The sequence below is a fragment of the Lysobacter enzymogenes genome, from assembly GCF_900106525.1.
In the GTDB taxonomy this organism is placed as follows: Bacteria; Pseudomonadota; Gammaproteobacteria; order Xanthomonadales; family Xanthomonadaceae; genus Lysobacter; species Lysobacter enzymogenes.
Genome location: NZ_FNOG01000004.1, coordinates 105,402 through 128,001, shown reverse-complemented (window position 1 = coordinate 128,001; position 22,600 = coordinate 105,402). Strand labels below are relative to the sequence as shown.

Here is a 22,600-nt window from a genome sequence, read left to right as displayed (position 1 = left end):
CCCCAGGAACGGACCGCCATTCCGAGGTCGGGCAAACGGTACGGTTGACCCGTCGATGCCCTAAACTCCCAGGTTCCGCCGCGCGTGGCGCGGTGCTCCCGTGTTGATGGCCGCTGCCGATGTCCGCCGAACCCGCCGCTCACCCGCCGATCGATCCTTCGACGATCGACTTCCACGCCTATCCCGACGCCAACGGCCACTTCGGCCGCTTCGGCGGGCGCTTCGTCGCCGAAACCCTGATCGCGCCGATCGAAGAGCTGGCCCGCGCCTACGACGCGGCGCGGGTCGATCCGGCCTTCATCCAGGCCTTCGACAACGACCTGGCCCATTACGTCGGCCGGCCGAGCCCGATCTACCACGCCCAGCGCCTGAGCGACGAAGTCGGCGGCGCGCAGATCCTGCTCAAGCGCGAAGACCTCAACCACACCGGCGCGCACAAGATCAACAACACCATCGGCCAGGCGCTGCTGGCCAGCCGCATGGGCAAGACCCGGATCATCGCCGAGACCGGCGCCGGCCAGCACGGCGTCGCCAGCGCCACCGTGGCCGCGCGCCTGGGCCTGGAGTGCGTGGTCTACATGGGCGCCACCGACATCGAGCGGCAGAAGATCAACGTCTACCGCATGAAGCTGCTCGGCGCGACCGTGGTGCCGGTGACCAGCGGCTCGCAGACGCTCAAGGACGCGCTCAACGAAGCCATGCGCGATTGGGTCACCAACGTGCGCGACACCTTCTACATCATCGGCACCGTGGCCGGCCCGGATCCGTATCCGCGCATGGTCCGCGATTTCAACGCCGTGGTCGGGCGCGAGGCGAGGGCGCAGATGCTGGCCGAATACGGCCGCCTGCCCGACGCGATCACCGCCTGCGTCGGCGGCGGCAGCAACGCCATCGGCCTGTTCCATGCGTTCTTGAACGACGCTTCGGTACGCATCGTCGGCGCCGAAGCCGCCGGCGACGGCATCGACACCGGCCGCCACGCCGCGTCGCTGGCCGCCGGCCGCCCGGGCGTGCTGCACGGCAACCGCACCTATGTGCTGTGCGACGACGACGGCCAGATCGTGGAGACGCACTCGGTCTCCGCCGGCCTGGACTACCCCGGCGTCGGCCCCGAGCACGCCTTCCTCAAGGACACCGGCCGCGCCGAATACGTCGGCATCACCGACACCGAAGCGCTCGACGCCTTCCGCACCCTGGCGCGCACCGAGGGCATCCTGGCCGCGCTCGAATCCAGCCACGCCATCGCCCAGGCGATCAAGCTGGCGCGTTCGATGCCGAAGGACCAGGTCGTGCTGTGCAACCTGTCCGGCCGCGGCGACAAGGACGTGCATACGATCGCCGGGCGCGAAGGCTTGCACTTCTGATCGCCGTCCCTTCTCCCGCGTGCGGGAGAAGGTGCCCGCAGGGCGGATGAGGGCAAGCGCCCGTCCCGCTCCGGCCCTCACCCCAGCCCTCTCCCGCAAGCGGGAGAGGGAGCTAACGCAAAGCCTTTATCCATGAACCGCATCGACGCCAAGTTCCAACACCTGCAAGCCGCCGGCCGCAAGGCGCTGATCCCGTTCCTGACCGCCGGCGATCCCTCGCTGGAGGCGACCGTGCCGGCGATGCACGCGCTGGTCGAGGCCGGCGCCGATGTGATCGAACTCGGCGTGCCGTTCTCCGATCCGATGGCCGACGGGCCGACCATCCAGCGCAGCTCCGAGCGCGCGATCGCGCGCGGCGCCGGGCTGGGCTGGGTGCTCAAGGCGGTGGCGCAGTTCCGCCAGCGCGACGCCGACACGCCGGTGGTGCTGATGGGCTACCTCAACCCGATCGAGATCCGCGGCGCGCAGCGTTTCGCCACCGACGCGGTCGCCGCCGGCGTCGACGGCGTGCTGCTGGTCGACCTGCCGCCGGAAGAAGCCGACGAACTGCGCGCGGCTTTCGCCGCGGCCGGCCTGGCGCTGATCCTGCTGGCCTCGCCGACCACCACCGACGCGCGCCTGGAGGTGCTGTGCGATGGCGCCCAGGGCTATCTCTACTACGTCAGCTTCGCCGGCGTGACCGGTGCCGACCGGCTCGACACCGGCGCGGCCAACGACCGCCTGCACCGGATCCGCCAGCGCGCCAAGGTGCCGGTGGTGGCCGGCTTCGGCATCAAGGACGCGGCCAGCGCCGCGGCCATGGCGCGCGAAGCCGAGGGCGTGGTGGTCGGCAGCGCGCTGGTCGCGGTGCTGGCCGAGGCGGCCTCGGCCGAAGCCGCGGCGCAGGCCGCGCGCGATTTCCTCGCGCCGCTGCGCCGCGCCCTCGACGCCGCCTGAGCGCCACGCCTGAACAGCGGCGGCCGGGCCTCGCGGGCCGCTGCGCTAGACTGGCCCGCCGGGACGGCACCGACGCGGCGCACCCGCGCCACCGCCGATCCGTCCTGCGCCGGCCCAGCGCCTGCAGTCGAAACGTCTAAACATCTTCATTTAAACCAGGAAGATCCCAACGCATGTCGTGGCTCAAGAAACTCATGCCGTCCGGCATCCGCACCGAGACCGGCGCGGCCAAGCGCCGCAGCGTCCCGGAGGGCCTGTGGGAGAAGTGCGAACGCTGCGGCGCCGTGCTCTACCGTCCCGAACTCGAGGAAAACCTCGAGGTCTGCCCCAAGTGCAGCTTCCACATGCCGATCCGCGCGCGCGCGCGCCTGAGCGCGTTCCTCGACGCGGGCAGCGGGCAGGAAATCGCCGCCGAACTGAGCCCGGTGGACGTGCTCAAGTTCAAGGACCAGAAGAAGTATTCCGAGCGCTTCAAGGCCGCGCAGAAAGCCACCGGCGAGCGCGACTCGCTGATCGCGATGGCCGGCACGCTCAAGCAGCGCCCGCTGGTGGCCTGCGCGATGGACTTCGCCTTCATGGGCGGCTCGATGGGCTCGGTCAGCGGCGAGCGCTTCGCCCGCGGCGCCGAGCGCGCCCTGGCCGACCGCGTGCCGATGGTGTGCTTCGCCGCCAGCGGCGGCATGCGCATGCAGGAAAGCCTGTTCTCGCTGATGCAGATGGCCAAGGCCTCCGCGGCGCTGGGGCGCATGCGCGACGCCGGCCTGCCGTTCATTTCGGTCATGACCCATCCGACCTTCGGCGGCACCACCGCCTCGTTCGCGATGCTCGGCGACCTCAACCTGGCCGAGCCCGGTGCGCTGATCGGCTTCGCCGGCCCGCGCGTGATCGAGCAGACCGTGCGCGAGAAGCTGCCCGAAGGCTTCCAGCGCAGCGAGTTCCTGCTCGAGCACGGCACCGTCGACCAGATCTGCGACCGCCGCGAAATGCGCGAGCGCATCTCGCACCTGCTGGCGCTGCTGACCCGGCAGCCGCAGCCCGAGGACGACGTCGAAGCGGCCTGAGCGCCGCTTCGATACGGGCTTCGGGATTTGGCATGGGCGCTCGACAAAAGCGATGCGATCGGCGCGAACGCGCCGGCCGCGTCGCTTTTGCCGTTTTTGCCGGCAGTCGATGCTCGATCGAAGATCCCGGCCGCAGGAACTGTGAGCGCGCAAGCGCAACGCGACGGCGTTCAGCCGCGTGCAGCGCAAGCACACGCGGCTTGCGGCACACTCGCCGCGCGGCGATCCCCCGATGGCGCTGAGCAGGCGCCGAGCCGCGACGTACGCATCCCTCATCCTCAATTCCGAATCTCGAATCCATGACCCGCAAATATTTCGGCACCGACGGCATTCGCGGTCGCGTCGGCGAGGGCGCCATCTCGGCCGACTTCGTCCTGCGCCTGGGCAACGCTTACGGCCACGCGCTGCAGCGCCGCGACTGGCGCAATCCGATGGTCATCATCGGCAAGGACACCCGCATCTCGAACTACATGTTCGAGGCCGCGCTCGAGGCCGGTCTGGTCGCCGCCGGCGTGGACGTGCAACTGATGGGCCCGATGCCGACCCCGGCGGTCGCGCACCTGACCCGCTCGCTGCGCGCCGACGGCGGCATCGTCATCTCCGCCTCGCACAACCCGCACTACGACAACGGCATCAAGTTCTTCTCCGCCGACGGCGAAAAGCTCGACGACGACACCGAGCTGGCGATCGAAGCGGCGCTGGACCAGCCGTTCCGCACGGTCGAATCCGAACGCCTGGGCCGCGCCGTGCGCACCCGCGACGCCATCGGCCGCTATCTGGAAGCGTGCAAGGGCTCGGTCTCGCGCGGCTTCGACCTCAGCGGCCTGCGCATCGCCCTGGACTGCGCCAACGGCGCCACCTATCAGGTCGGCCCGCTGGTGCTGCGCGAACTGGGCGCGCGCGTCGACGCGATCGGCGTGGACCCCAGCGGCCTCAACATCAACGACGGGGTCGGCTCGACCCATCCGCAGACCCTGGTCGACCGGGTCCGCGCCAGCGGCGCGGACCTGGGCATCGCCTTCGACGGCGACGGCGACCGGGTCATGTTCGTCGACAGCGAAGGCCGCATCTGCGACGGCGACGACCTGCTCTACATCCTGGCCACCGACTGGCAGGACAGCGGCCGCCTGCGCGGCCCGGTGGTCGGCACGCTGATGACCAACTACGGCCTGGAGCGCGCGCTGGAGCAGCGCGGCATCGGCTTCATCCGCGCCAAGGTCGGCGACCGCTACGTGCACCAGCAGCTCATCGCCCACGGCGGCATGCTCGGCGGCGAAGCCTCCGGCCATCTGCTGTGCCTGGACCGCACCAGCACCGGCGACGGCATCGTCAGCGCGCTGCAGGTGCTGGAAGTGCTCAGCCGCCGCAAGCTGTCGCTGCGCGACGCGCTGGCCGGGCTGCAGCGGGTGCCGCAGAAGACCGTCAACGTGCGCTTCGAAGGGCAGAGCAAGCCAACCGAAGCTGCGTCGGTCAAAGAGGCGTTGAAACTGGCCGAAGCCGCGGTCGCCGGCCGCGGCCGCGCCTTCCTGCGCCCTTCGGGCACCGAGCCGGTGGTGCGCGTCACCGTCGAGGCCGACGATGCGACGTTGATGCAGAACACGCTCGATGCGCTGTCGGCGGCGGTGAAAGCCGCGGTCTGACCGGTTCCGTCATGCAGTAAAAAACGAAGGCCGCGCGAGCGGCCTTCGTCGTTTCTGTCCGAAGCTGCCTGTAGGAGCGGCGCAAGCCGCGACCAACCGAAGCGACGTAAAACGCGCAGAAGCCGAAATCGAGAATCCCCACGGTTGCGTATCTGCGGATGCTCACGCTTGCGAAACGCGGCTTCGGTTGGTCGCGGCTCGCGCCGCTCCTACAGGGAACGACCCGGCCGCACCCTCAGCGTCAAACGCGCAGAAGCCGAAATCGAGAATCCCCACGGTTGCGTATCTGCGGATGCTCACGCTTGCGAAACGCGGCTTCGGTTGGTCGCGGCTCGCGCCGCTCCTACAGGGAGCGGTTGTGGTTTGCGTTCGCGCCGCTCAGCGCTGCTGGAACCGCGTCAGCATCTCCCACGACTGCGCCACCGCCGCCGGGTCGACCTTCGCGTCCGGCAGCGGCCGGTAGCGCCGGTCGACCACGGTCGCCGCGCCGTAGTTGTCGAACAGGTAGATCCGCTCGCCGTGGCGGATGCCGCGCTGCGACCAGCTTTCCACCAGCAGCGGCCGGTTCGGCGCGCCCGGGCCGAACAGGTCGCGGCCGGTGCTGTAGTCGGCGCTGTCGTTGCGGCAGCCCAGCGCGTGGCGCATCAGGGTCGGCACCATGTCCTCGTGCGAGGTCACGTGGCCGATCTTCTGCGCCGCCTTGCCGGGCCAATACAGCACGAACGGCGTGCGCAGCTGGTAGTCGGAGAAGTTGCCGTTGTGGCCCCAGTAGTTCTGCTTGAGGTCGTTGAACTCCTCGCCGTGATCGCCGGTGACCACCAGCACGGTGTTCTGCGCGAACGGCCCGGACTCCAGCGCGCGCACGAACGGGCCGATCAGCGAGTCGGCGTAGTGCGCGGCGGTGCGGTAGCGGTTGAAGTCCGGCAGCGGGTCGTGGTCGGGGCCGAAGTCGATCGGGTTGATCGACTGCGCCATCGGCTGGAACAGCGGCGGATAGCCCTTGGGCATGTAGTAGGGCTGGTGGGTCGAATCCAGGAACACGAAGCCGAAGAAGCGCTGCTGCGGCGAAGTCGCGGCGATGTCGCGCTGCAGATCGGCCAGGATCGCCTGGTCGCGCTCGGCGCTCTTGCGCTCGCGCGGGCCGTTGACGATGCGCTCGCGCACTTCCGAGAACGCGGTGCGGTCGAACTCGGGGTTGTACAGCGGCGCGCTGCCGTAGATGTGCATCGCATAGCCGTCTTTCTTCATCTGGCCGATGAAGGCCGAGCCGCGCTGCTCGGCCAGCATCGGATGCCAGTAGCCGCCGGGCAGGCCGTAGAGCAGGCCGAACAGGCCGAAGCGGGTGGCGTTGCCGGAGCTGTAGTGGTCGTCGTACCACTGCGAGCGCTGCGCCAGCTGCCAGGTGTTGGGCATCACCCGCGGGTCGAGCGCGTCGTGGCGCAGCGACTCGAGCACGATCACCACGACGTTGAGCTTGAGCGCCGCGTCGCAGTCCAGCGGCTTGCGCGGGTACTTGAGCAGGCCTTCGCCGGCGCTGGGCATGCGCGCGTTCGGGTCGCTCTCCACGCCGAAGCGGCGCAGCGAGTCCTTCAGCGTGATCGGCTGCGCCCACGGGATGTAGGGCAACTGCGACAGGATCAGCCGGTCGCCGCGCGCATCGTAGTAGGCGACCATCGCCTGGCCGAACACCATCACCGCCGCGGCCAGCCACCACGCGCGCAGCACGCCGGTCAGGCCGGGGCGCCGCTGCAGCGCGCGCCACCACAGCCAGGCCACGGCGATTTCCAGCGCCAGCACCAAGGTCACCGCCAGCGCGATCAGCGCCCAGGTCGAGCCCGACAGCACCACCTGGTCCTGCATGGCGCCGCCGAACACCATGTTGGCGACCATCGCGTTGAGGTGGAACCGGTACAGCGCGAACACCTTGGCGTCGGTGGCGATCAGGCAGATCCACGCCGCCTGCAGGATCACCGCGGCGACGGTCATGACGCCGCGGCGCCGGGTCAGCCAGCCCAGCAGCAGCGGCAGCAGGCCGAGCAGGGCGCCGAAGAAGACGAAGTGGCCGGGCAGGGCCAGGGTCAGGAACAGCGCCGCCTTCCAGTGCCCGGCCAGATGGGCGAAGGGAATGTTGAGCGCGGCGATGGCGATCGCCGCGGCGGCGTTGGTCAGGGTGAAGCCGGTCAGCCAGGCCAGGGCGGTGCGCGCCTGGAAGGCGGAACGTGCGGCGGGGACGTCCATTCGGTGCGGCTCTCGGTGCGGCGGGCCTGGCGGGGCGGCGGGACCTGGACGGGGCAGGTCGGGGCGGCGACTTTAGCGTGTAACAAAGCCCTGGAACACCGCCGGATGGCGGGAGGTCGCGGCGCGGCCTAAACGGCGCCGGCGGCCGTTCAGGCGGCATCCGCGGCCGCTCGCGCGGGCTGTGCCGGGCGAGGCGGCCCGGCGTGCCGGCACGGCGCCGATCCGGGATCGATAGCGCGCCCGGAGCGGCTTTGAGCGAAGATAGCGGCTTACCCGGACGATACAGACAGACAGGAACGCACAGTGAGTCAGATTCCTACCCTCGATATCCGCCGCTACGACACCGACCGCGAGGCCTTCGTCGCCGAGCTCGGCGCGGCCTACCGCGAATGGGGCTTCGCCGGCATCCGCGGCCACGGCATCAGCGACGAGCAGATCGACCGCGCCTACGACGTGTTCAAGCGCTTCTTCGCGCTGCCCGACGAGGTCAAGCGCCAGTACCACGTGCCCGGCGGCGGCGGCGCGCGCGGCTACACCCCGTTCGGCGTGGAGACCGCCAAGGACTCCAAGCACTTCGATCTCAAGGAGTTCTGGCACGTCGGCCGCGAGATCGCGCGCGACTCCAAGTACGCCTCCGACATGCCGGCCAACCTGTGGCCGAGCGAGATCGCCGAGTTCAAGGAAGTCGCCTACGGCCTGTACACCACGCTCGACAATCTCGGCTCGCGCGTGCTCAGCGCGCTGGCCCTGCACATCGGCCTGCCGGAGAACTACTTCGCCGACAAGACCGACTCGGGCAACTCGATCCTGCGCCCGATCCACTACCCGCCGATCACCGCCGACGACATCCCCAACGTGCGCGCCGGCGCGCACGAGGACATCAACCTGATCACCCTGCTGGTCGGCGCCAGCGCCGCCGGCCTGGAAGTGAAGTCGCGCAAGGGCGAGTGGGTGCCGTTCACCGCCGACGCCGACACCATCGTGGTCAACATCGGCGACATGCTGCAGCGCCTGACCAACCACGTGTACCCCTCGACCACCCATCGCGTGGTCAACCCGCCGGGCGAGCAGGCGCGCCAGCCGCGCTACTCGACCCCGTTCTTCCTGCACCCGAATCCGGATTTCCTGATCGACGTGCTGCCCTCGACGGTCACCCCGGACAATCCCAAGCGCTATCCGGAGCCGATCACCGCGCAGGGCTATCTGGAAGAGCGTCTGCGCGAGATCAAGCTCAAGTAAGGCCGCGAATCGGGAGCTGGGCGACGCTGTCGCCGCGCTCTTCGCGGCCGTCCGCGCGGGAGCGCCGGCGGATCGAAGCGCTCCCATCGCTTGCAAAGAAAAAGCCGGCTCGCGCCGGCTTTTTCTTGGGCTGGAGGCTGCGCCCCCTGGTTAGTGCGAGCGCGGCGAAACCCGTGGACGTCCTTGTCCCATGCGGCGGCGCGCTTCGGGCTGCGTCGCTTGGCCGGCTTGCCTCCCAAGCCTGAAGCAAAGCTTGTTCCCGCCTTACTTCACACGGAAGACGACTCGCTCAGCACCCGATCGCCGTGCACAACGCGACGATGTTGTCGTCGTTGAAGCGCGCGCCGACCCAGGCGGTGCCGAACGCGCCGATGTGCGGGCCGCTGACCACACTGTTGACCTGATTGCCGGCGTTGGAGTTCGGCGTGTAGTTGATCAGCCACGCGCCGCCGCTGGCGCCGTAGGTCATATCGCACCCTTGCACGACGACGTTGGTGCCTTCCGACGGCGCGTCGTAGGTCTGGCCGGCGCAGATGTTGGTGTACTGCGTGCTCAGGTTGCTGGCGTAGCCGTGCGAGTAGGTGTACAGCGAATACGGCTGGTTCCAGGCGCGGCCGAGCCAGCCGACGTAGTTGATCACCGGGACGCCGGTGGTCTGCTCGCCGGTCAGCTTGATCACCGCCACGTCCCAGCGCCGGGTGCCCTGGCTGATCCAGTTGGTCGGCACCCGCGCGGTGGTCCAGCCGAACCGGCCGTACGGCGCCTCGCCGTAGCGTTCGGCCGGGACGAACACGAAGTTGGAGTTCCAGCCCGAGCCGAAGGTGTAGACGCAATGCGCGGCGGTGGTCAGCACGTTGGTGCCGCTGGACACCTGCGCGGTGCAGTACGAGCTGCCGCCGCCGGGCGTGTTGAAGTACAGCTTGCCGATCTTGTTCCACGGCGAAGCCTTCCACTGGCTGGTGTAGTAATTGCCGGGGAAGCGGGTGTAGGCGTAGTGCGCGCCGTCCTTCTCGCCGCCCAGCGCCGACACCGGCGCGGCGCCCTGGCGCGCGTCCAGCGCGTCGAGCTTGTTCCACACCTGCGGGAAGTGCTGGCGGGCGAGGTAGTTGTTGAACGCCGGGGCGGCGCCGCCGGGCGCGCTGGCGGCCGGGCCGGTCGGCGCGTCCAGCGCCTTGAGCGCGGCCGGGGAGGCGGCTTCGCCGCGGGTTTCCCAGATCAGCGGCTTGACCGCGGCGCGCTGGCGCGCGGTGGCGAACGGCGCGGCCTGGGCGGCCTTGGCCGCGGCGGCGCTGCCGGGCTTGGGCGCGTCGAGAGCGGCGACATCGCCGTGGGCGGTGCGGATGACGGTTTCGCCGGCGCTGGCGGCGCCGGCCAGGCTCAGCAGGGCCAGGCCGGCGACGGCGGCGAGGCGGCGGGGGAGGGATTGCGGGGCGTTGCGATGCGACTTCATGTCCAGACTCCTTGTGATATCGCTCCATGGGCGACGGATGGATCGTCGGTACAGCGCCGCCGCGCGCCTCGATCCGTGCGGCGCGGGCGGTTCCGGGCGAACGTGGGACGGGCGCGTACAGGCGGGCCCGGCCGGTGGCGCGTCGCCGCGGTGGGCGATGCTGCGTTCGTCGGTGCCGCCCAGGGCGGGCGGCCACCCCAGGAAACGCCGGGGTCGCGGCGGGCAGGACAGGGCCGGGCGATGGACAGGTGCGGTGCCGGTGTTGTCGCAGCGTGGTCTGGGATGGCTGCGGCGCAGGCGCGGCAAGGCTTTCGGACGTATGGGCGGGAGCGGGGCGGGTGGAAAATGTTGCGCAGGTGCAACGGCCGCTGCAGGTCGGGGCGGTGAAGGGAACGGTGTTTTGCGGGGAGCTCCGCTGGGGCAGGGCGGCGAAATTCGCCTCCGTCCCGGGGTTTCGTCGTAGTCGCCTTGTCGCGGTCGCAGCTTGCGCAGCTCCTACAGGTAGATCGCGCAGTTACCGAAGCCCCTGTAGGAACTGCGCAAGCTGCGACCGCGGAATTTCAGATCGCGCCGAATGCCCGATCCCCGCGTACCTCACGCCTCCCGCAACCGCACTCCCGCCGCGCCCAAGGCCTCGCGCCACGCCGCCAGCTTCATCGCTGCGCCCTGCGAGGCGTTGGCCGGGCTGGTCGAGGGCAGCCGGATCAGGCTCAGATCCGGCCGCGCCAGGGTCGGGGCGACGAAGCGGCGGAAGGCCTGCTCGGCCTTGGCGCCGTTGAACAGGATCGTGCCGACCTGCCGATGGCGGGCCAGGAAGCCGGGAATATCGTTGGCCACCGCGGTGTCGTCGCGGATCGCCGAATCCAGGCTGCCCTCGCGCTCGCACTGCGCCAGCACGTCCCACAGCGCGATCCCGGCCGCGGCCAGCGCCTCGACCCGCTGCGCAAAGTCCAGCTCCGGGCCCGCGCCGACCAGTTCGCCCATGAACGGCCAGAACCGGTTGTGCGGATGCGCGTAGTAGCGCCCGGCCGCCAGCGACGCGGCGCCCGGCATGCTGCCGAGGATCAGCGCGCGGGCGCCGGGGACTTCCATCGGCGGAAAACTGCGAACGATCATGGGGCTGGGAGATAGCGGATAGGAGTTAGGAGATAGCCTAGATGTGGGTGCTCTGGCTATTTCCTAACTCCTATCCGCTATCTCCTGCAGCCGTTAGACTGCGCCCCGTCTACGCACCGAGGGAGAAGCCATGCGCCGCAGAATCGTCGCCGGAAACTGGAAGCTGCACGGCAGCCGCGAGTTCGCTTTCGCCTTGCTCGACGAAGTCGCCGCGCAGACCCCGCCGGTCGGGGTGGAGCGGGTGATCCTGCCGCCGCTGCCGTACCTGGGCGAGCTGGTCGAGCATTACGGCGAGCGCGGCCTGACCTTCGGCGCGCAGGACGTCAGCAGCAACGTCAAGGGCGCCTACACCGGCGAAGTCTCCGCGGCGATGCTCAAGGAAGTCGGCGCAGTCTACGGTCTGGTCGGCCACTCCGAGCGCCGCCAGTACCACCGCGAGAGCAGCGAGCTGGTCGCGCGCAAGTTCGCCGCCGCCCGCGACGCCGGCCTGGTGCCGATCCTGTGCGTGGGCGAGACCCTGGAAGAACGCGAGGATGGCAAGACCCAGTGGCGCCTGCAGGAACAGCTGGCGCCGGTGCTGGAACTGCTGGGCGTCGCCGCCCTGGACGGCGCGGTCGTCGCCTACGAGCCGGTCTGGGCCATCGGCACCGGCCGGACCGCCACGCCGGAGCAGGCGCAGGAAGTCCACGCATTCATCCGTAGCGAAATCGCATCGCACGATGCTAGAATCGCTGGCTCGCTTCCGATCCTTTACGGCGGAAGCGTGAAAGCCGACAACGCCGCCGCGCTGTTTTCCCAGCCCGACGTCGATGGCGGACTGGTCGGCGGCGCCTCCCTGGTCGCGGCCGATTTCAACGCCATCGCTGCCGCGGCGGCGCCCTGATCGCGACGAGCGGCGAACTCCGCCGCCCGCCGACGGTCGTAACGAGCTGTCACTGAGCGAAGAATCCCAACGATGCTGTTGTTCCTCAACGTCATCTATGTGTTGATCGCGATCGCCATGATCGCCTTGATCCTGATGCAGCGCGGCGCAGGTGCGCAGGCCGGTTCGGGTTTCGGCGGCGGCGCTTCGGCGACCGTGTTCGGCGCCCGCGGTTCCTCGAACTTCCTGTCCAAGTCGACCAAGTGGCTGGCGGTCGCGTTCTTCGCGATCAGCCTGTTCATGGCCTGGCAGGCGAGCCGCACCGCGCCGGCGCAACTGGGCAAGCCGGACCTGGGCCTGATGGGCCAGGTCAAGGAACAGCCCGCGCCGGCTCCGGCCGCCACCCCGGCCGCGGTTCCGCAGGCTCCGGCCAGCGGCGTGCCGCAGGCCCCGTCGGCCGCTCCGGCCGCGGCCCCGGCGGGCGGCGCGCCCGCCGCCACGGTGCCGGCGGCTCCGGCCGCGCAGCCGCCGGCGGCGACCCAGCCGGCAGCCCCGGCAAAACAGCCGGCTAACGGCGGCTGAGATAAACAGGTTAAAATAGAGTTTCAGCCCCGCCTGGACGGCGAGGCAGGTCAGCGATGACCTAGGCGGCGCGGGTTCCCCGCAATGCCCGGCCAGGACGGCGACAGTAGGTTGGCAGTGCCCAGATGGCGGAATTGGTAGACGCACTACCTTGAGGTGGTAGCGACTTAGGTCGTGGGGGTTCGAGTCCCCCTTTGGGCACCACATCCAACCGATGCTTTGATCAGCAATTCGCACCACGGTACGCAGGTGCGGCACGCACGGCGGGCCGCTCCGCGCGTCCGAACGACTGGGCGCTGCGGCGCCAAGCCAAGGAACGCGAACACTCGCGTCCATGTAGCCGAACAAGTAGCCGAGAGAACACCGCGTGCTGGCCGAATACCTGCCGACTCTGTTGTTCCTGATCGTCGCCAGCGGTATCGGCGTCGCCCTGTTGGTGGTAGGCAATGTGCTCGGGCCCAAGCGCCCGACCGCGGAGAAACTGTCTCCGTACGAATGCGGCTTCGAAGCCTTCGAAGACGCGCGCATGCAGTTCGACGTGCGCTACTACCTCATCGCCATCCAGTTCATCATCTTCGATCTGGAAATCATCTTCATCGTGCCCTGGGCCACCGTGTTCCGAGATCTCGGCGTGGTCGGCCTGATCGAGATGGGCATTTTCGCCAGCATGCTCCTGCTCGGCTTCGTTTACGTCTGGAAGAAGGGAGCGCTCGAATGGGAGTGATCCAAACCGTGTCCGGGTTGATGCACAACCCGTTGCCGGAAGGCCGCCTGGACGACATCCTGCGTCCCGAGGGCGAGAACCCGCTGCTGCAGCAGGGCTTCGTCACCACCAATCTCGACACCCTGTGGAACTGGGCGCGCACCGGCTCGATGTGGCCGATGACCTTCGGCCTGGCCTGCTGCGCGGTCGAGATGATGCACGCCGGCGCCGCGCGCCTGGACCTGGACCGCTACGGCGTGGTGTTCCGTCCCTCGCCGCGCCAGTCCGACGTGATGATCGTCGCCGGCACCCTGGTCAACAAGATGGCCCCGGCACTGCGCAAGGTCTACGACCAGATGCCCGACCCGAAGTGGGTCATCTCGATGGGCAGCTGCGCCAACGGCGGCGGCTACTACCACTATTCCTATGCGGTGGTGCGCGGCTGCGACCGCGTGGTGCCGGTCGACGTCTACGTCCCGGGCTGCCCGCCGACCGCCGAAGCGCTGGTCTACGGCATCCTGCAGTTGCAGCGCAAGATCCGCCGCGGCACCAACTTCGGCGACGCCAAGCAGGGTGTGCGCGAATGAGCCCGGCCGACCTCGCCCAGCGCCTGGATGCGCGCTTCCCGCAAGCCACTCTCATCGTCGCGCAACCGCGCGGCGAAATTACTTTGGAAGTCGCCCACGACCAGTTCCTCGAAGCCGCGCGCATCCTGCGCGACGAACTCGGCTTCGAGCAGTGCGTCGACGTCAGCGGCGTGGACTACCTGACCTACGGCAGCGACGAGTGGGACACCGACGTGTCGTCGGAAGGCTTCTCGCGCGGCGTCGAAGGCCAGAGCGCCGGGCGCTTTCGTTGGGGCGAAGAGCCCAACGGCGCCGACGACGCCAAGCCGGCGCGCCGCTTCGCCGCGGTCGCGCACCTGCTGTCGTACCAGCACAACGCGCGCGTGCGCCTGAAGGCGTTCGCGCCCAACGACGACCTGCCGGTGGTGCCGTCGCTGACCTCGGTGCACCCGGGCGTCAACTGGTTCGAGCGCGAGGCCTTCGATCTGTACGGCATCGTGTTCGAGGGCCATCCGGACCTGCGCCGCATCCTCACCGACTACGGTTTCGTCGGCCATCCGTTCCGCAAGGACTTCCCGTTGATCGGCAACGTCGAAGTGCGCTACGACGCCGAAAAGCGCCGCGTGGTGTACGAGCCGGTCTCGATCGAGCCGCGCGTCGGCGTGCCGCGCGTGATCCGCGAGGACGCGCGCTACCAGACCGCGCAGGGCGAATCGGCCCAGCGCGACGCCGCGCAACGCGAGGTGAAGTGAGATGAGCAACCCCGCGACCGAAATGCCCCTGGTGAACCTCAACACCTCCGGCCTCAACAACGCCGAGATCCGCAACTACACCTTCAACTTCGGTCCTCAGCATCCGGCCGCGCACGGCGTGCTGCGCCTGATCCTGGAGATGGACGGCGAAGTGGTGCAGCGCGCCGATCCGCACATCGGCCTGCTCCATCGCGGCACCGAGAAGCTCGCCGAGTCCAAGCCGTTCAACCAGTCGATCGGCTACATGGATCGCCTGGACTACGTGTCGATGATGTGCAACGAGCACGCGTACGTGCGCGCGATCGAGACCCTGCTGGGGATCGAGGCGCCGGTGCGCGCGCAGTACATCCGCACCTTGTTCGACGAAGTCACCCGCATCCTGAACCACCTGATGTGGGTCGGTTCCAACGCGCTCGACCTGGGCGCGATGGCGGTGTTCCTGTACGCCTTCCGCGAACGCGAAGAGCTGATGGACTGCTACGAAGCGGTTTCCGGCGCGCGCATGCACGCGGCCTACTACCGTCCCGGCGGCGTCTACCGCGACCTGCCGGACCGGATGCCGAAGTACAAGGAATCGCCCTGGAAGAAGGGCGCCGGCCTCAAGCGCTTCAACGAGTGGCGCGAAGGCTCGATGCTCGATTACCTGGACGCGTTCGCCGACGACTTCCCCAAGCGCGTCGACGAATACGAAACCCTGCTGACCGAAAACCGCATCTGGAAGCAGCGCACCGTCGGCATCGGCGTGGTCTCGCCCGAACAGGCCCTGGCCTGGGGCATGACCGGCCCGATGATCCGCGGCTCCGGCATCGCCTGGGATCTGCGCAAGAAGCAGCCCTACGCCAAGTACGCGGAAGTCGATTTCGACATCCCGGTCGGCGTCAACGGCGACTGCTACGACCGCTACCTGGTCCGCGTCGCCGAAATGCGCGAATCCACCCGCATCATCAAGCAGTGCGTGAAGTGGCTGCGCGCCAACCCCGGCCCCGTGATCGTCGACAACTTCAAGGTCGCCCCGCCCAAGCGCGAGGAGATGAAGGACGACATGGAAGCGCTGATCCATCACTTCAAGCTGTTCTCGGAAGGCTATTGCGTGCCGGCCGGCGAGACCTACTGCGCCGTCGAAGCCCCGAAGGGCGAATTCGGCTGCTACCTGGTCTCCGACGGCGCCAACAAGCCGTTCCGCGTCAAGCTGCGCGCGCCGGGCTTCGCCCACCTCTCGTCGATGGACGAGGTCGTCAAGGGCCACATGCTGGCCGACGTGGTGGCGATGATCGGCACCTACGACATCGTGTTCGGCGAGATCGATCGCTGATCTTGCCGCACTAAGGGTTTGTCCCAGACCGCGCGCCGGGGGCGCGCGGTCGCAGAGGAAAGAAGAAATGAAGGCGACAGGCAATTTCGAGGCCGCACAGCACGTGGATCCGATGGTGGCGTTGTCGGATGCGACGCGCGCGCACATCGATCACTGGCTGACCAAGTTCCCGCCGGACCGCAAGCGTTCGGCGGTGCTGCAGGGTCTGCACGCGGCGCAAGAGCAGAACGGCGGTTGGCTGACCGACGAACTGGTCGCCGCGGTGGCCAAGTACTTGAGCCTGCCGCCGGTGTGGGCGTACGAGGTGGCGAGCTTCTACTCGATGTTCGAGACGGAAAAGGTCGGCCGCAACAACGTCGCCTTCTGCACCAACATCAGCTGCTGGCTCAACGGCGCCCAGGACCTGGTCGCGCACGCCGAGAAAAAGCTGGGCTGCAAGCTCGGCGAATCCACCGCCGACGGCCGGGTTTTCCTCAAGCGCGAGGAAGAGTGCCTGGCCGCGTGCTGCGGCGCGCCGGTGGTCGTCATCAACGGTCATTACCACGAGAAGCTCGACACCGCGAAGGTGGATGAGCTGCTCGATGGTTTGAAGTGAGGTCGGGCGAGATGGCGCACGGTCACCACGATTATTCCAAGGGCTACGGCCCGGTCGGCCCGGCTCCGCAGGAGCACCAGGTCGTCTACACGACGCTGCATTTCGATACGCCCTGGTCGTACGAGAACTATCTCAAGACCGGCGGCTACAGCGCGCTGCGCAAGATCCTCAGCGAGAAGACGCCGCAGGACGAGATCATCAACGCGGTCAAGGCCTCGGGCCTGCGCGGCCGCGGCGGCGCGGGCTTCCCGACCGGGCTCAAGTGGAGCTTCATGCCCAAGGGCAGCGGCACCCAGAAGTACATCCTGTGCAACTCGGACGAATCCGAGCCGGGCACGGCCAAGGACCGCGACATCCTGCGCTTCAACCCGCACTCGGTGGTGGAGGGCATGGCGATCGCCTGCTACGCCACCGGTTCGACCGTGGCCTACAACTACCTGCGCGGCGAATTCCATCACGAGCCGTTCGAGCATTTCGAGCAGGCGCTGAAGGAAGCCTACGAGCACGGCTGGCTGGGCAAGAACGTGCTCGGCAGCGGCGTGGACATCGACATCTACGGCGCGCTCGGCGCCGGCGCCTACATCTGCGGCGAAGAGACCGCGTTGATGGAGTCGCTGGAAGGCAAGAAGGGCCAGCCGCGCTTCAAGCCGCCGTTCCCGGCCAACTTCGGCCTGTTCGGCAAGCCGACCACGATCAACAACACCGAGACCTACGCCTCGGTGCCGGCGATCCTGCGCAACGGCGCCGAATGGTTCGCCAGCATGGGCAAGCCGAACAACGGCGGCCCGAAGATCTTCTCGGTGTCCGGCCACGTCGCCAACCCGGGCAACTTCGAGATCCGCCTGGGCACGCCGTTCGCAGATCTGCTGCAGCTCGCCGGCGGCATGCGCGGCGGCCGCAAGCTCAAGGCGGTGATCCCGGGCGGCTCCTCGATGAAGGTGCTGCCGGCGGCGACGATCATGGAATGCACGATGGACTACGACTCGCTGCAGAAGGCCGGTTCCGGCCTCGGCTCGGGCGCGGTCATCGTGATGGACGAGACCACCTGCATGGTCCGCGCCTGCCAGCGCATCGCCCGCTTCTATTTCAAGGAAAGCTGCGGCCAGTGCACGCCGTGCCGCGAAGGCACCGGCTGGATGTACCGCATGCTGACCCGCATCGCCGAACAGCAAGCGACCCTGGAAGACCTGCAGATGCTGCGCGCCGCCGCGGGCCAGATCGAAGGCCACACCATCTGCGCGTTCGGCGAAGCCGCAGCGTGGCCGGTGCAGGGCTTCCTGCATCACTTCTGGGACGAGTTCGAGTACGCGATCGTCAACAAGCGCTTCCTGGTCGACGATCAGGCCGCTGGCACCGTGGTTGAGAAGAAGGTGGCGGCATGAGCGCGCAGCCCGTAAATCCGAACCTGCCGCCAGACCATGTCACCGTCTTCATCGACGGCGTCGAGTTGGCCGCGCCGAAGAACTCGATGATCATCCATGCCGCCGACAAGGCCGGCATCCCGATCCCGCGTTTTTGCTATCACGACAAGCTGGCGATCGCCGCCAACTGCCGCATGTGCCTGGTCGACACCGAGGTCGGCGGCCGCGCCGCGCCGAAGCCGTCGCCGGCCTGCGCCACGCCGGTGATGGACGGCCTGAAGGTGTTCACCCGCAACGAGCGCGCGCTGAAGTCGCAGCGCAACGTGATGGAGTTCCTGCTCGCCAACCACCCGCTGGACTGCCCGATCTGCGACCAGGGCGGCGAGTGCGAGCTGCAGGACGTGTCGATGGGCTACGGCCGCTCGGTCAGCCGTTATTCCGAGCGCAAGCGCGTGGTGCCGGACGAGGACATCGGGCCGCTGGTCGCCACCGAGATGACCCGCTGCATCCAGTGCACGCGCTGCGTGCGCTTCACCGCGGAAATCGCCGGCACTTATGAGCTCGGCGGCATGTACCGCGGCGAGAACCTGCAGATCGGCACTTTCGACGGCAAGCCGCTGACCACCGAGCTGTCGGGCAACGTCATCGACGTGTGCCCGGTCGGCGCGCTGACCAACAAGGTGTTCCAGTTCAAGGCTCGCCCGTGGGAACTGACCGCGCGCGAGTCGCTGGGCTATCACGACGCGCTGGGCAGCAACCTGTTCCTGCACGTGCGCCGCGGCGACGTGCTGCGCACCGTGCCGCGCGACAACGAAGCGGTCAACGAGTGCTGGCTGTCGGACCGCGACCGCTATTCGCATCAGGGCCTGTACGCGGAAGACCGCGCCCAGCGTCCGCTGGTCAAGGACGGCGGCGAGTGGCGCGAAGCGTCCTGGGAAGAGGCGCTGAGCCGCGCCGCCAAGATCCTGCGCGACAACGGCGGCGACAACCTCGGCGTGCTCGCGCACCCGGCGACCTCGAACGAAGAGGGCGCGCTGCTGGCGCGTCTGGCCGATGCCCTGGGCACCGGCAACCTCGATCACCGCATCTCGCAGCACGATCTGTCCGACGCCGCCGTGGCCGAAACCTTCGCCATGCCGGTCGCCGAGATCGACCAGGCCGATGTGGTCGTCATCGTCGGCAGCAACCTGCGCCATGAACTGCCGCTGGTGCAGCAGCGCGTGCGCAAGGCCTACACCCGCGGCGCCAAGGTGCATGCGGTGAACCCGGTCGACTTCGACTTCACCTTCGACCTGACCAGCAAGCGCATCGTCGCGCCGTCGCAGCTCGCCGCCGCGCTCGGCGACGAAGCGCTGCGCGAGATCGCCAAGGCCGGCAACCATGTCGCGCTGATCGTTGGCGGCGTGGCCGAAAACGGCCCGTACGCGGCGGCGATCCGCGCCGCGGCCAAGGCCTTCGCCGAAGCCACCGGCGCCAAGCTGTGCCGCATCCCGCAGGGCGCCAACGCGGTCGGTCTGGCCCGTCACGGCGTGCTGCCGAGCGCGCGCGACGCCGGTTCGATGCTGCGCGAAGCGCGCGGCGCCTACATCGTCTACGGCATCGAGCCGGGCCTGGATTTCGCCGACACCGAAAGCGCGCTGCGCGCGCTCGGCGCGGCCCAGGTGGTGGCCTTCAGCCATTACGCCTGCCGCTCGACCAAGGCGGTGGCCGACGTGATCCTGCCGATCGCGCTGCTGCCGGAAATCGACGCGACCCTGACCAACCTCGACGGCCGCGACCAGCACGCCATCGCCGGCGGCAAGCTGCCGGGCCAGGCCCGCGCCGGCTGGCGCGTGCTGCGCGCGCTCGGTGGCGAGCTCGGCGCTGCGGGCTTCGAGTTCACCGACTTCGCCGGCCTGCGCGCGAGCATCGCGCCGCGCGCGACGACGCCGGCCGCGGGCCGCGCGCCCGCCGCGGCGGGCGAGGGCCTGGAGCTCGCGGTGTCCACCGCGATCTACCGCAGCGACGCCACCGTGCGCCGCGCGCCGGCGCTGCAGTCGCACCCGCTCAACCTCGAGCCGCGCGCCGTGCTCAACCCGGCCGACGCCGCCGCGCTGGGCTTCAGCGAAGGCATGGTCGGCAAGTTCGGCGCCGGCGCCGGCACCGCGACCCTGCCGGTCGCGATCAGCGCCAAGGTCGCGCCGAACACGGTGTGGATCGAAAGCGGCCACGGCGCCACCGCGCCGCTGGGCGCGGGCCGCGTGCAGGCGGGGAGGGCATAAGCCATGACGGACGGAATGTTCATGACCCAGCTGGTCGATCCGCTGCACAACTGGTTCCTGTCGCTGGGCATGGTCGGCGCGGTGCTGTGGATCGTGCTGAAGATCCTGCTGATCGCCATGCCGGTGATCATCACCGTGGCCTTCTACGTGGTCTGGGAGCGCAAGCTGATCGGCTGGATGCACGTGCGCCACGGGCCGATGTACGTCGGCATGGGCATCCTGCAGGCCTTCGCCGACGTGTTCAAACTGCTGTTCAAGGAAGTGATCCAGCCGGCCAAGGCCGAGTCCTTCCTGTACAAGCTGGCGCCGCTGCTGACCCTGGCCCCTGCCTTCGCGGCCTGGGCCGTGGTGCCGTTCGACGCCAAGCTGGTGCTGTCCAACGCTAACGCAGGCCTCTTGTACCTGCTGGCGATGACCTCGCTGGGCGTGTACGGCATCATCCTCGCCGGTTGGGCGTCGAACTCGAAGTACGCCTTCCTCGGCGCGATGCGCGCCGCCGCGCAGGTGGTCTCGTACGAGATCGCGATGGGCTTCGCCATGGTCGGCGTGATGGTCGGCGCCGGCAGCCTCAACCTCACCGACATCGTCATGGCCCAGTCGGGCAACGCCGGCGCGCTGGAATGGTTCGCGCTGCCGATGCTGCCGCTGTTCGTGGTGTACTTCATTTCCGGCGTGGCCGAGACCAACCGCGCGCCGTTCGACGTGGTCGAAGGCGAGTCGGAAATCGTCGCCGGCCACATGGTCGAGTATTCGGGTTCGGCGTTCGCGCTGTTCTTCCTGGCCGAATACGCGAACATGATCCTGATCAGCTTCCTGACCTCGCTGTTCTTCCTCGGCGGCTGGCTGAGCCCGTTCCAGGGCCTGGGCATTCCGTTCCTATCGGTCGACGGCTGGTGGTGGTTGCTTGCGAAGGTGTTCTTCTTCGCCAGCTGCTTCATCTGGTTCCGCGCCTCCTTCCCGCGCTATCGCTACGACCAGATCATGCGTCTGGGCTGGAAGGTGTTCATCCCTTTGACCATCGCCTGGATCGTCGTGGTCGCGTTGATGTCGTATTACGGCGTCTTCCTGCCGGGACAGTGAGGCGGAGCAACTCATGAATCGCATCGTTTCCTACTTCAAGAGCCTGCTCCTGATCGAGCTCGCGCAGGGCCTTGGGCTGACGCTCAAGTACCTGTTCAAGCCCAAGTACACGCTGATGTACCCGATGGAGAAGACGCCGCAGTCGCCGCGCTTCCGCGGCGTGCACGCGCTGCGCCGCTATCCCAACGGCGAAGAGCGCTGCATCGCCTGCAAGCTGTGCGAGGCGGTGTGCCCGGCGCTGGCGATCACCATCGATTCGGAAAAGCGCGCCGACGGCACCCGCCGCACGACCCGCTACGACATCGACCTGTTCAAGTGCATCTTCTGCGGATTCTGCGAGGAATCCTGCCCGGTCGACTCGATCGTGGAGACCCACATCCACGAGTACCACTTCGACCAGCGCGGACAGAACATCGTCACCAAGCCGCAGCTGCTTGCGATCGGCGACCGTCTCGAAACCGAGATCGCCGAGCGCCGCGCCGCCGACGCCGCCTTCCGCTGAGTACACGCCATGGATCTCGCCCAGATCGCCTTCTTCGTCTTCGCCGCCATGGCCACGCTTGCGGCCGTGGCCGTGATCAGCGTCAAGAACCCGGTCCATGCCGCGCTCAGCCTGGTGCTGACCTTCTTCTCGGTCGCCTGCGTGTGGATCATCGCCGGCGCCGAGTTCCTCGGCGTGGCCCTGATCCTGGTCTACGTCGGCGCGGTGATGGTGCTGTTCCTGTTCGTGGTGATGATGCTCGACATCGACGTCGCGCCGCTGCGCGAGGGCTATGTCCGCTACTTGCCGGTCGGCCTGCTGGTCGCGGTGGTGATGCTGGTGGAGATGCTGACCCTGATCGGGGTCAAGGCCAGCCTCGCCACGCCGCTGACCGCCGACGCCGCCGGCGCCTCCAACACCAAGTGGCTGGCGACCGCGCTGTTCACCGACTTCCTGCTGCCGTTCGAAATCGCCGCGGTGATCCTGACCGTGGCGGTGATCGCCGCGGTCATGCTGACCCTGCGCCGCCGTCCGGGCGCCAAGCACCAGAACCCGAGCGAGCAGGCGCGCGTGCGCGCCAGCGACCGCATCCGCATGATCAAGATGGACGCCGTGAAGCCGGAGGCGCCCGCGGCGCCGGCCGAGCCTGCGGCGCAGGAGGCCAAGCCGTGAGCGAATTCTTCGGGTCGGGCCTAGCCCTCGGCCACTTCCTCGCCCTGGGCGCGGTGCTGTTCTGCATCAGCGTCGCCGGCATCTTCCTCAACCGCAAGAACGTGATCGTGCTGCTGATGTCGATCGAGCTGATGCTGCTCGCGGTCAACATCAACTTCGTCGCGTTCTCGCGCCAGTTGGCCGATCCGGCCGGTCAGGTGTTCGTGTTCTTCATCCTGACCGTGGCCGCGGCCGAGGCCGCCATCGGCCTGGCCATCCTGGTCACGCTGTTCCGCAACCGGCGCACGATCAACGTCGCCGAAATCGACTCGATGAAGGGCTGATCCGAC

21 protein-coding genes and 1 tRNA gene are annotated in these 22,600 nt (G+C 68.6%); 19 read left to right on the top strand and 3 right to left on the bottom strand.

Features of this window, described 5'->3' with window-relative positions; all coding sequences use genetic code 11:
- The first annotated feature begins 119 nt into the window (after positions 1-119).
- The 4 genes from trpB to glmM all read left to right on the top strand — a co-directional run bounded on the left by trpB (position 120) and on the right by glmM (position 5,001).
- Positions 120-1,364 (top strand): tryptophan synthase subunit beta, encoded by a 1,245-nt coding sequence (trpB, locus tag BLU84_RS11495; RefSeq protein ID WP_074866937.1) that lies wholly within the window; start codon positions 120-122, stop codon positions 1,362-1,364.
- A 132-nt stretch (positions 1,365-1,496) separates the two neighbouring features.
- On the top strand, positions 1,497-2,300 hold the full coding sequence (trpA, locus tag BLU84_RS11490) for a tryptophan synthase subunit alpha (protein WP_074866934.1): 804 nt from the start codon (positions 1,497-1,499) through the stop codon (positions 2,298-2,300).
- 173 nt (positions 2,301-2,473) lie between these two features.
- A complete protein-coding gene (accD, locus tag BLU84_RS11485; RefSeq protein WP_074866931.1) occupies positions 2,474-3,361 on the top strand; it encodes an acetyl-CoA carboxylase, carboxyltransferase subunit beta in 888 nt (295 codons plus the stop codon).
- Between the two features lie 299 nt (positions 3,362-3,660).
- A complete protein-coding gene (gene glmM, locus BLU84_RS11480) occupies positions 3,661-5,001 on the top strand; it encodes a phosphoglucosamine mutase (protein ID WP_074866929.1) in 1,341 nt (446 codons plus the stop codon).
- A 378-nt stretch (positions 5,002-5,379) separates the two neighbouring features.
- On the opposite strand, the gene BLU84_RS11475 is transcribed toward glmM, so the two are convergent.
- Complete coding sequence (locus BLU84_RS11475; protein WP_074866926.1) at positions 5,380-7,239, bottom strand: DUF3413 domain-containing protein; 1,860 nt, start codon at positions 7,237-7,239, stop codon at positions 5,380-5,382.
- A gap of 303 nt (positions 7,240-7,542) precedes the next feature.
- On the opposite strand from BLU84_RS11475, the gene BLU84_RS11470 reads away from it, so the two are divergent.
- A complete protein-coding gene (locus BLU84_RS11470; protein ID WP_074866925.1) occupies positions 7,543-8,478 on the top strand; it encodes an isopenicillin N synthase family dioxygenase in 936 nt (311 codons plus the stop codon).
- 289 nt (positions 8,479-8,767) lie between these two features.
- Here the strand turns inward: BLU84_RS11470 and BLU84_RS11465 are convergent, their stop codons facing one another.
- Together BLU84_RS11465 and BLU84_RS11460 are read right to left on the bottom strand one after the other, a co-directional pair.
- Positions 8,768-9,928 (bottom strand): trypsin-like serine peptidase, encoded by a 1,161-nt coding sequence (locus tag BLU84_RS11465; protein WP_074866922.1) that lies wholly within the window; start codon positions 9,926-9,928, stop codon positions 8,768-8,770.
- Positions 9,929-10,522: 594 nt separating this feature from the next.
- Positions 10,523-11,020 carry a DNA-deoxyinosine glycosylase gene (locus tag BLU84_RS11460; RefSeq protein ID WP_083382553.1) on the bottom strand — a complete coding sequence of 166 codons (498 nt, stop codon included), beginning with the start codon at positions 11,018-11,020 and terminating at the stop codon, positions 10,523-10,525.
- A gap of 154 nt (positions 11,021-11,174) precedes the next feature.
- On the opposite strand from BLU84_RS11460, the gene tpiA reads away from it, so the two are divergent.
- From tpiA to nuoK, 14 genes are all read left to right on the top strand, one after another.
- Positions 11,175-11,927, top strand: coding sequence for a triose-phosphate isomerase (tpiA, locus tag BLU84_RS11455; RefSeq protein ID WP_074866918.1), 753 nt, complete (start codon positions 11,175-11,177; stop codon positions 11,925-11,927).
- A 72-nt stretch (positions 11,928-11,999) separates the two neighbouring features.
- Positions 12,000-12,488, top strand: coding sequence for a preprotein translocase subunit SecG (gene secG, locus BLU84_RS11450; protein ID WP_074866916.1), 489 nt, complete (start codon positions 12,000-12,002; stop codon positions 12,486-12,488).
- 119 nt (positions 12,489-12,607) lie between these two features.
- Positions 12,608-12,692: transfer RNA gene (locus BLU84_RS11445), tRNA-Leu, on the top strand.
- A 163-nt stretch (positions 12,693-12,855) separates the two neighbouring features.
- On the top strand, positions 12,856-13,212 hold the full coding sequence (locus BLU84_RS11440; RefSeq protein WP_057947326.1) for an NADH-quinone oxidoreductase subunit A: 357 nt from the start codon (positions 12,856-12,858) through the stop codon (positions 13,210-13,212).
- Positions 13,203-13,778, top strand: coding sequence for a NuoB/complex I 20 kDa subunit family protein (locus BLU84_RS11435; protein WP_057947327.1), 576 nt, complete (start codon positions 13,203-13,205; stop codon positions 13,776-13,778). Before BLU84_RS11440 ends, BLU84_RS11435 begins: the two co-directional genes overlap by 10 nt.
- On the top strand, positions 13,775-14,509 hold the full coding sequence (locus BLU84_RS11430; protein ID WP_074866914.1) for an NADH-quinone oxidoreductase subunit C: 735 nt from the start codon (positions 13,775-13,777) through the stop codon (positions 14,507-14,509). The genes BLU84_RS11435 and BLU84_RS11430 overlap by 4 nt, the downstream gene beginning before the upstream one ends.
- Before the next feature lie 22 nt (positions 14,510-14,531).
- The gene (locus BLU84_RS11425) at positions 14,532-15,821 is read left to right on the top strand and encodes an NADH-quinone oxidoreductase subunit D (protein ID WP_074867817.1); all 1,290 of its coding nucleotides are present in this window, start codon (positions 14,532-14,534) and stop codon (positions 15,819-15,821) included.
- Positions 15,822-15,888: 67 nt separating this feature from the next.
- Positions 15,889-16,416 (top strand): NADH-quinone oxidoreductase subunit NuoE, encoded by a 528-nt coding sequence (gene nuoE, locus BLU84_RS11420; RefSeq protein ID WP_074866912.1) that lies wholly within the window; start codon positions 15,889-15,891, stop codon positions 16,414-16,416.
- Positions 16,417-16,427: 11 nt separating this feature from the next.
- Positions 16,428-17,798 (top strand): NADH-quinone oxidoreductase subunit NuoF, encoded by a 1,371-nt coding sequence (gene nuoF / locus BLU84_RS11415; protein WP_074866910.1) that lies wholly within the window; start codon positions 16,428-16,430, stop codon positions 17,796-17,798.
- A complete protein-coding gene (gene nuoG / locus BLU84_RS11410; RefSeq protein WP_074866907.1) occupies positions 17,795-20,038 on the top strand; it encodes an NADH-quinone oxidoreductase subunit NuoG in 2,244 nt (747 codons plus the stop codon). The genes nuoF and nuoG overlap by 4 nt, the downstream gene beginning before the upstream one ends.
- Positions 20,039-20,059: 21 nt before the next feature.
- Positions 20,060-21,118 carry an NADH-quinone oxidoreductase subunit NuoH gene (gene nuoH / locus BLU84_RS11405; RefSeq protein WP_074867814.1) on the top strand — a complete coding sequence of 353 codons (1,059 nt, stop codon included), beginning with the start codon at positions 20,060-20,062 and terminating at the stop codon, positions 21,116-21,118.
- Between the two features lie 13 nt (positions 21,119-21,131).
- Complete coding sequence (gene nuoI, locus BLU84_RS11400; protein ID WP_057947332.1) at positions 21,132-21,620, top strand: NADH-quinone oxidoreductase subunit NuoI; 489 nt, start codon at positions 21,132-21,134, stop codon at positions 21,618-21,620.
- Between the two features lie 9 nt (positions 21,621-21,629).
- Positions 21,630-22,271 carry an NADH-quinone oxidoreductase subunit J gene (locus BLU84_RS11395; protein WP_074866904.1) on the top strand — a complete coding sequence of 214 codons (642 nt, stop codon included), beginning with the start codon at positions 21,630-21,632 and terminating at the stop codon, positions 22,269-22,271.
- A complete protein-coding gene (gene nuoK, locus BLU84_RS11390; protein WP_057947334.1) occupies positions 22,268-22,594 on the top strand; it encodes an NADH-quinone oxidoreductase subunit NuoK in 327 nt (108 codons plus the stop codon). The genes BLU84_RS11395 and nuoK overlap by 4 nt, the downstream gene beginning before the upstream one ends.
- Positions 22,595-22,600: the final 6 nt, after the last annotated feature.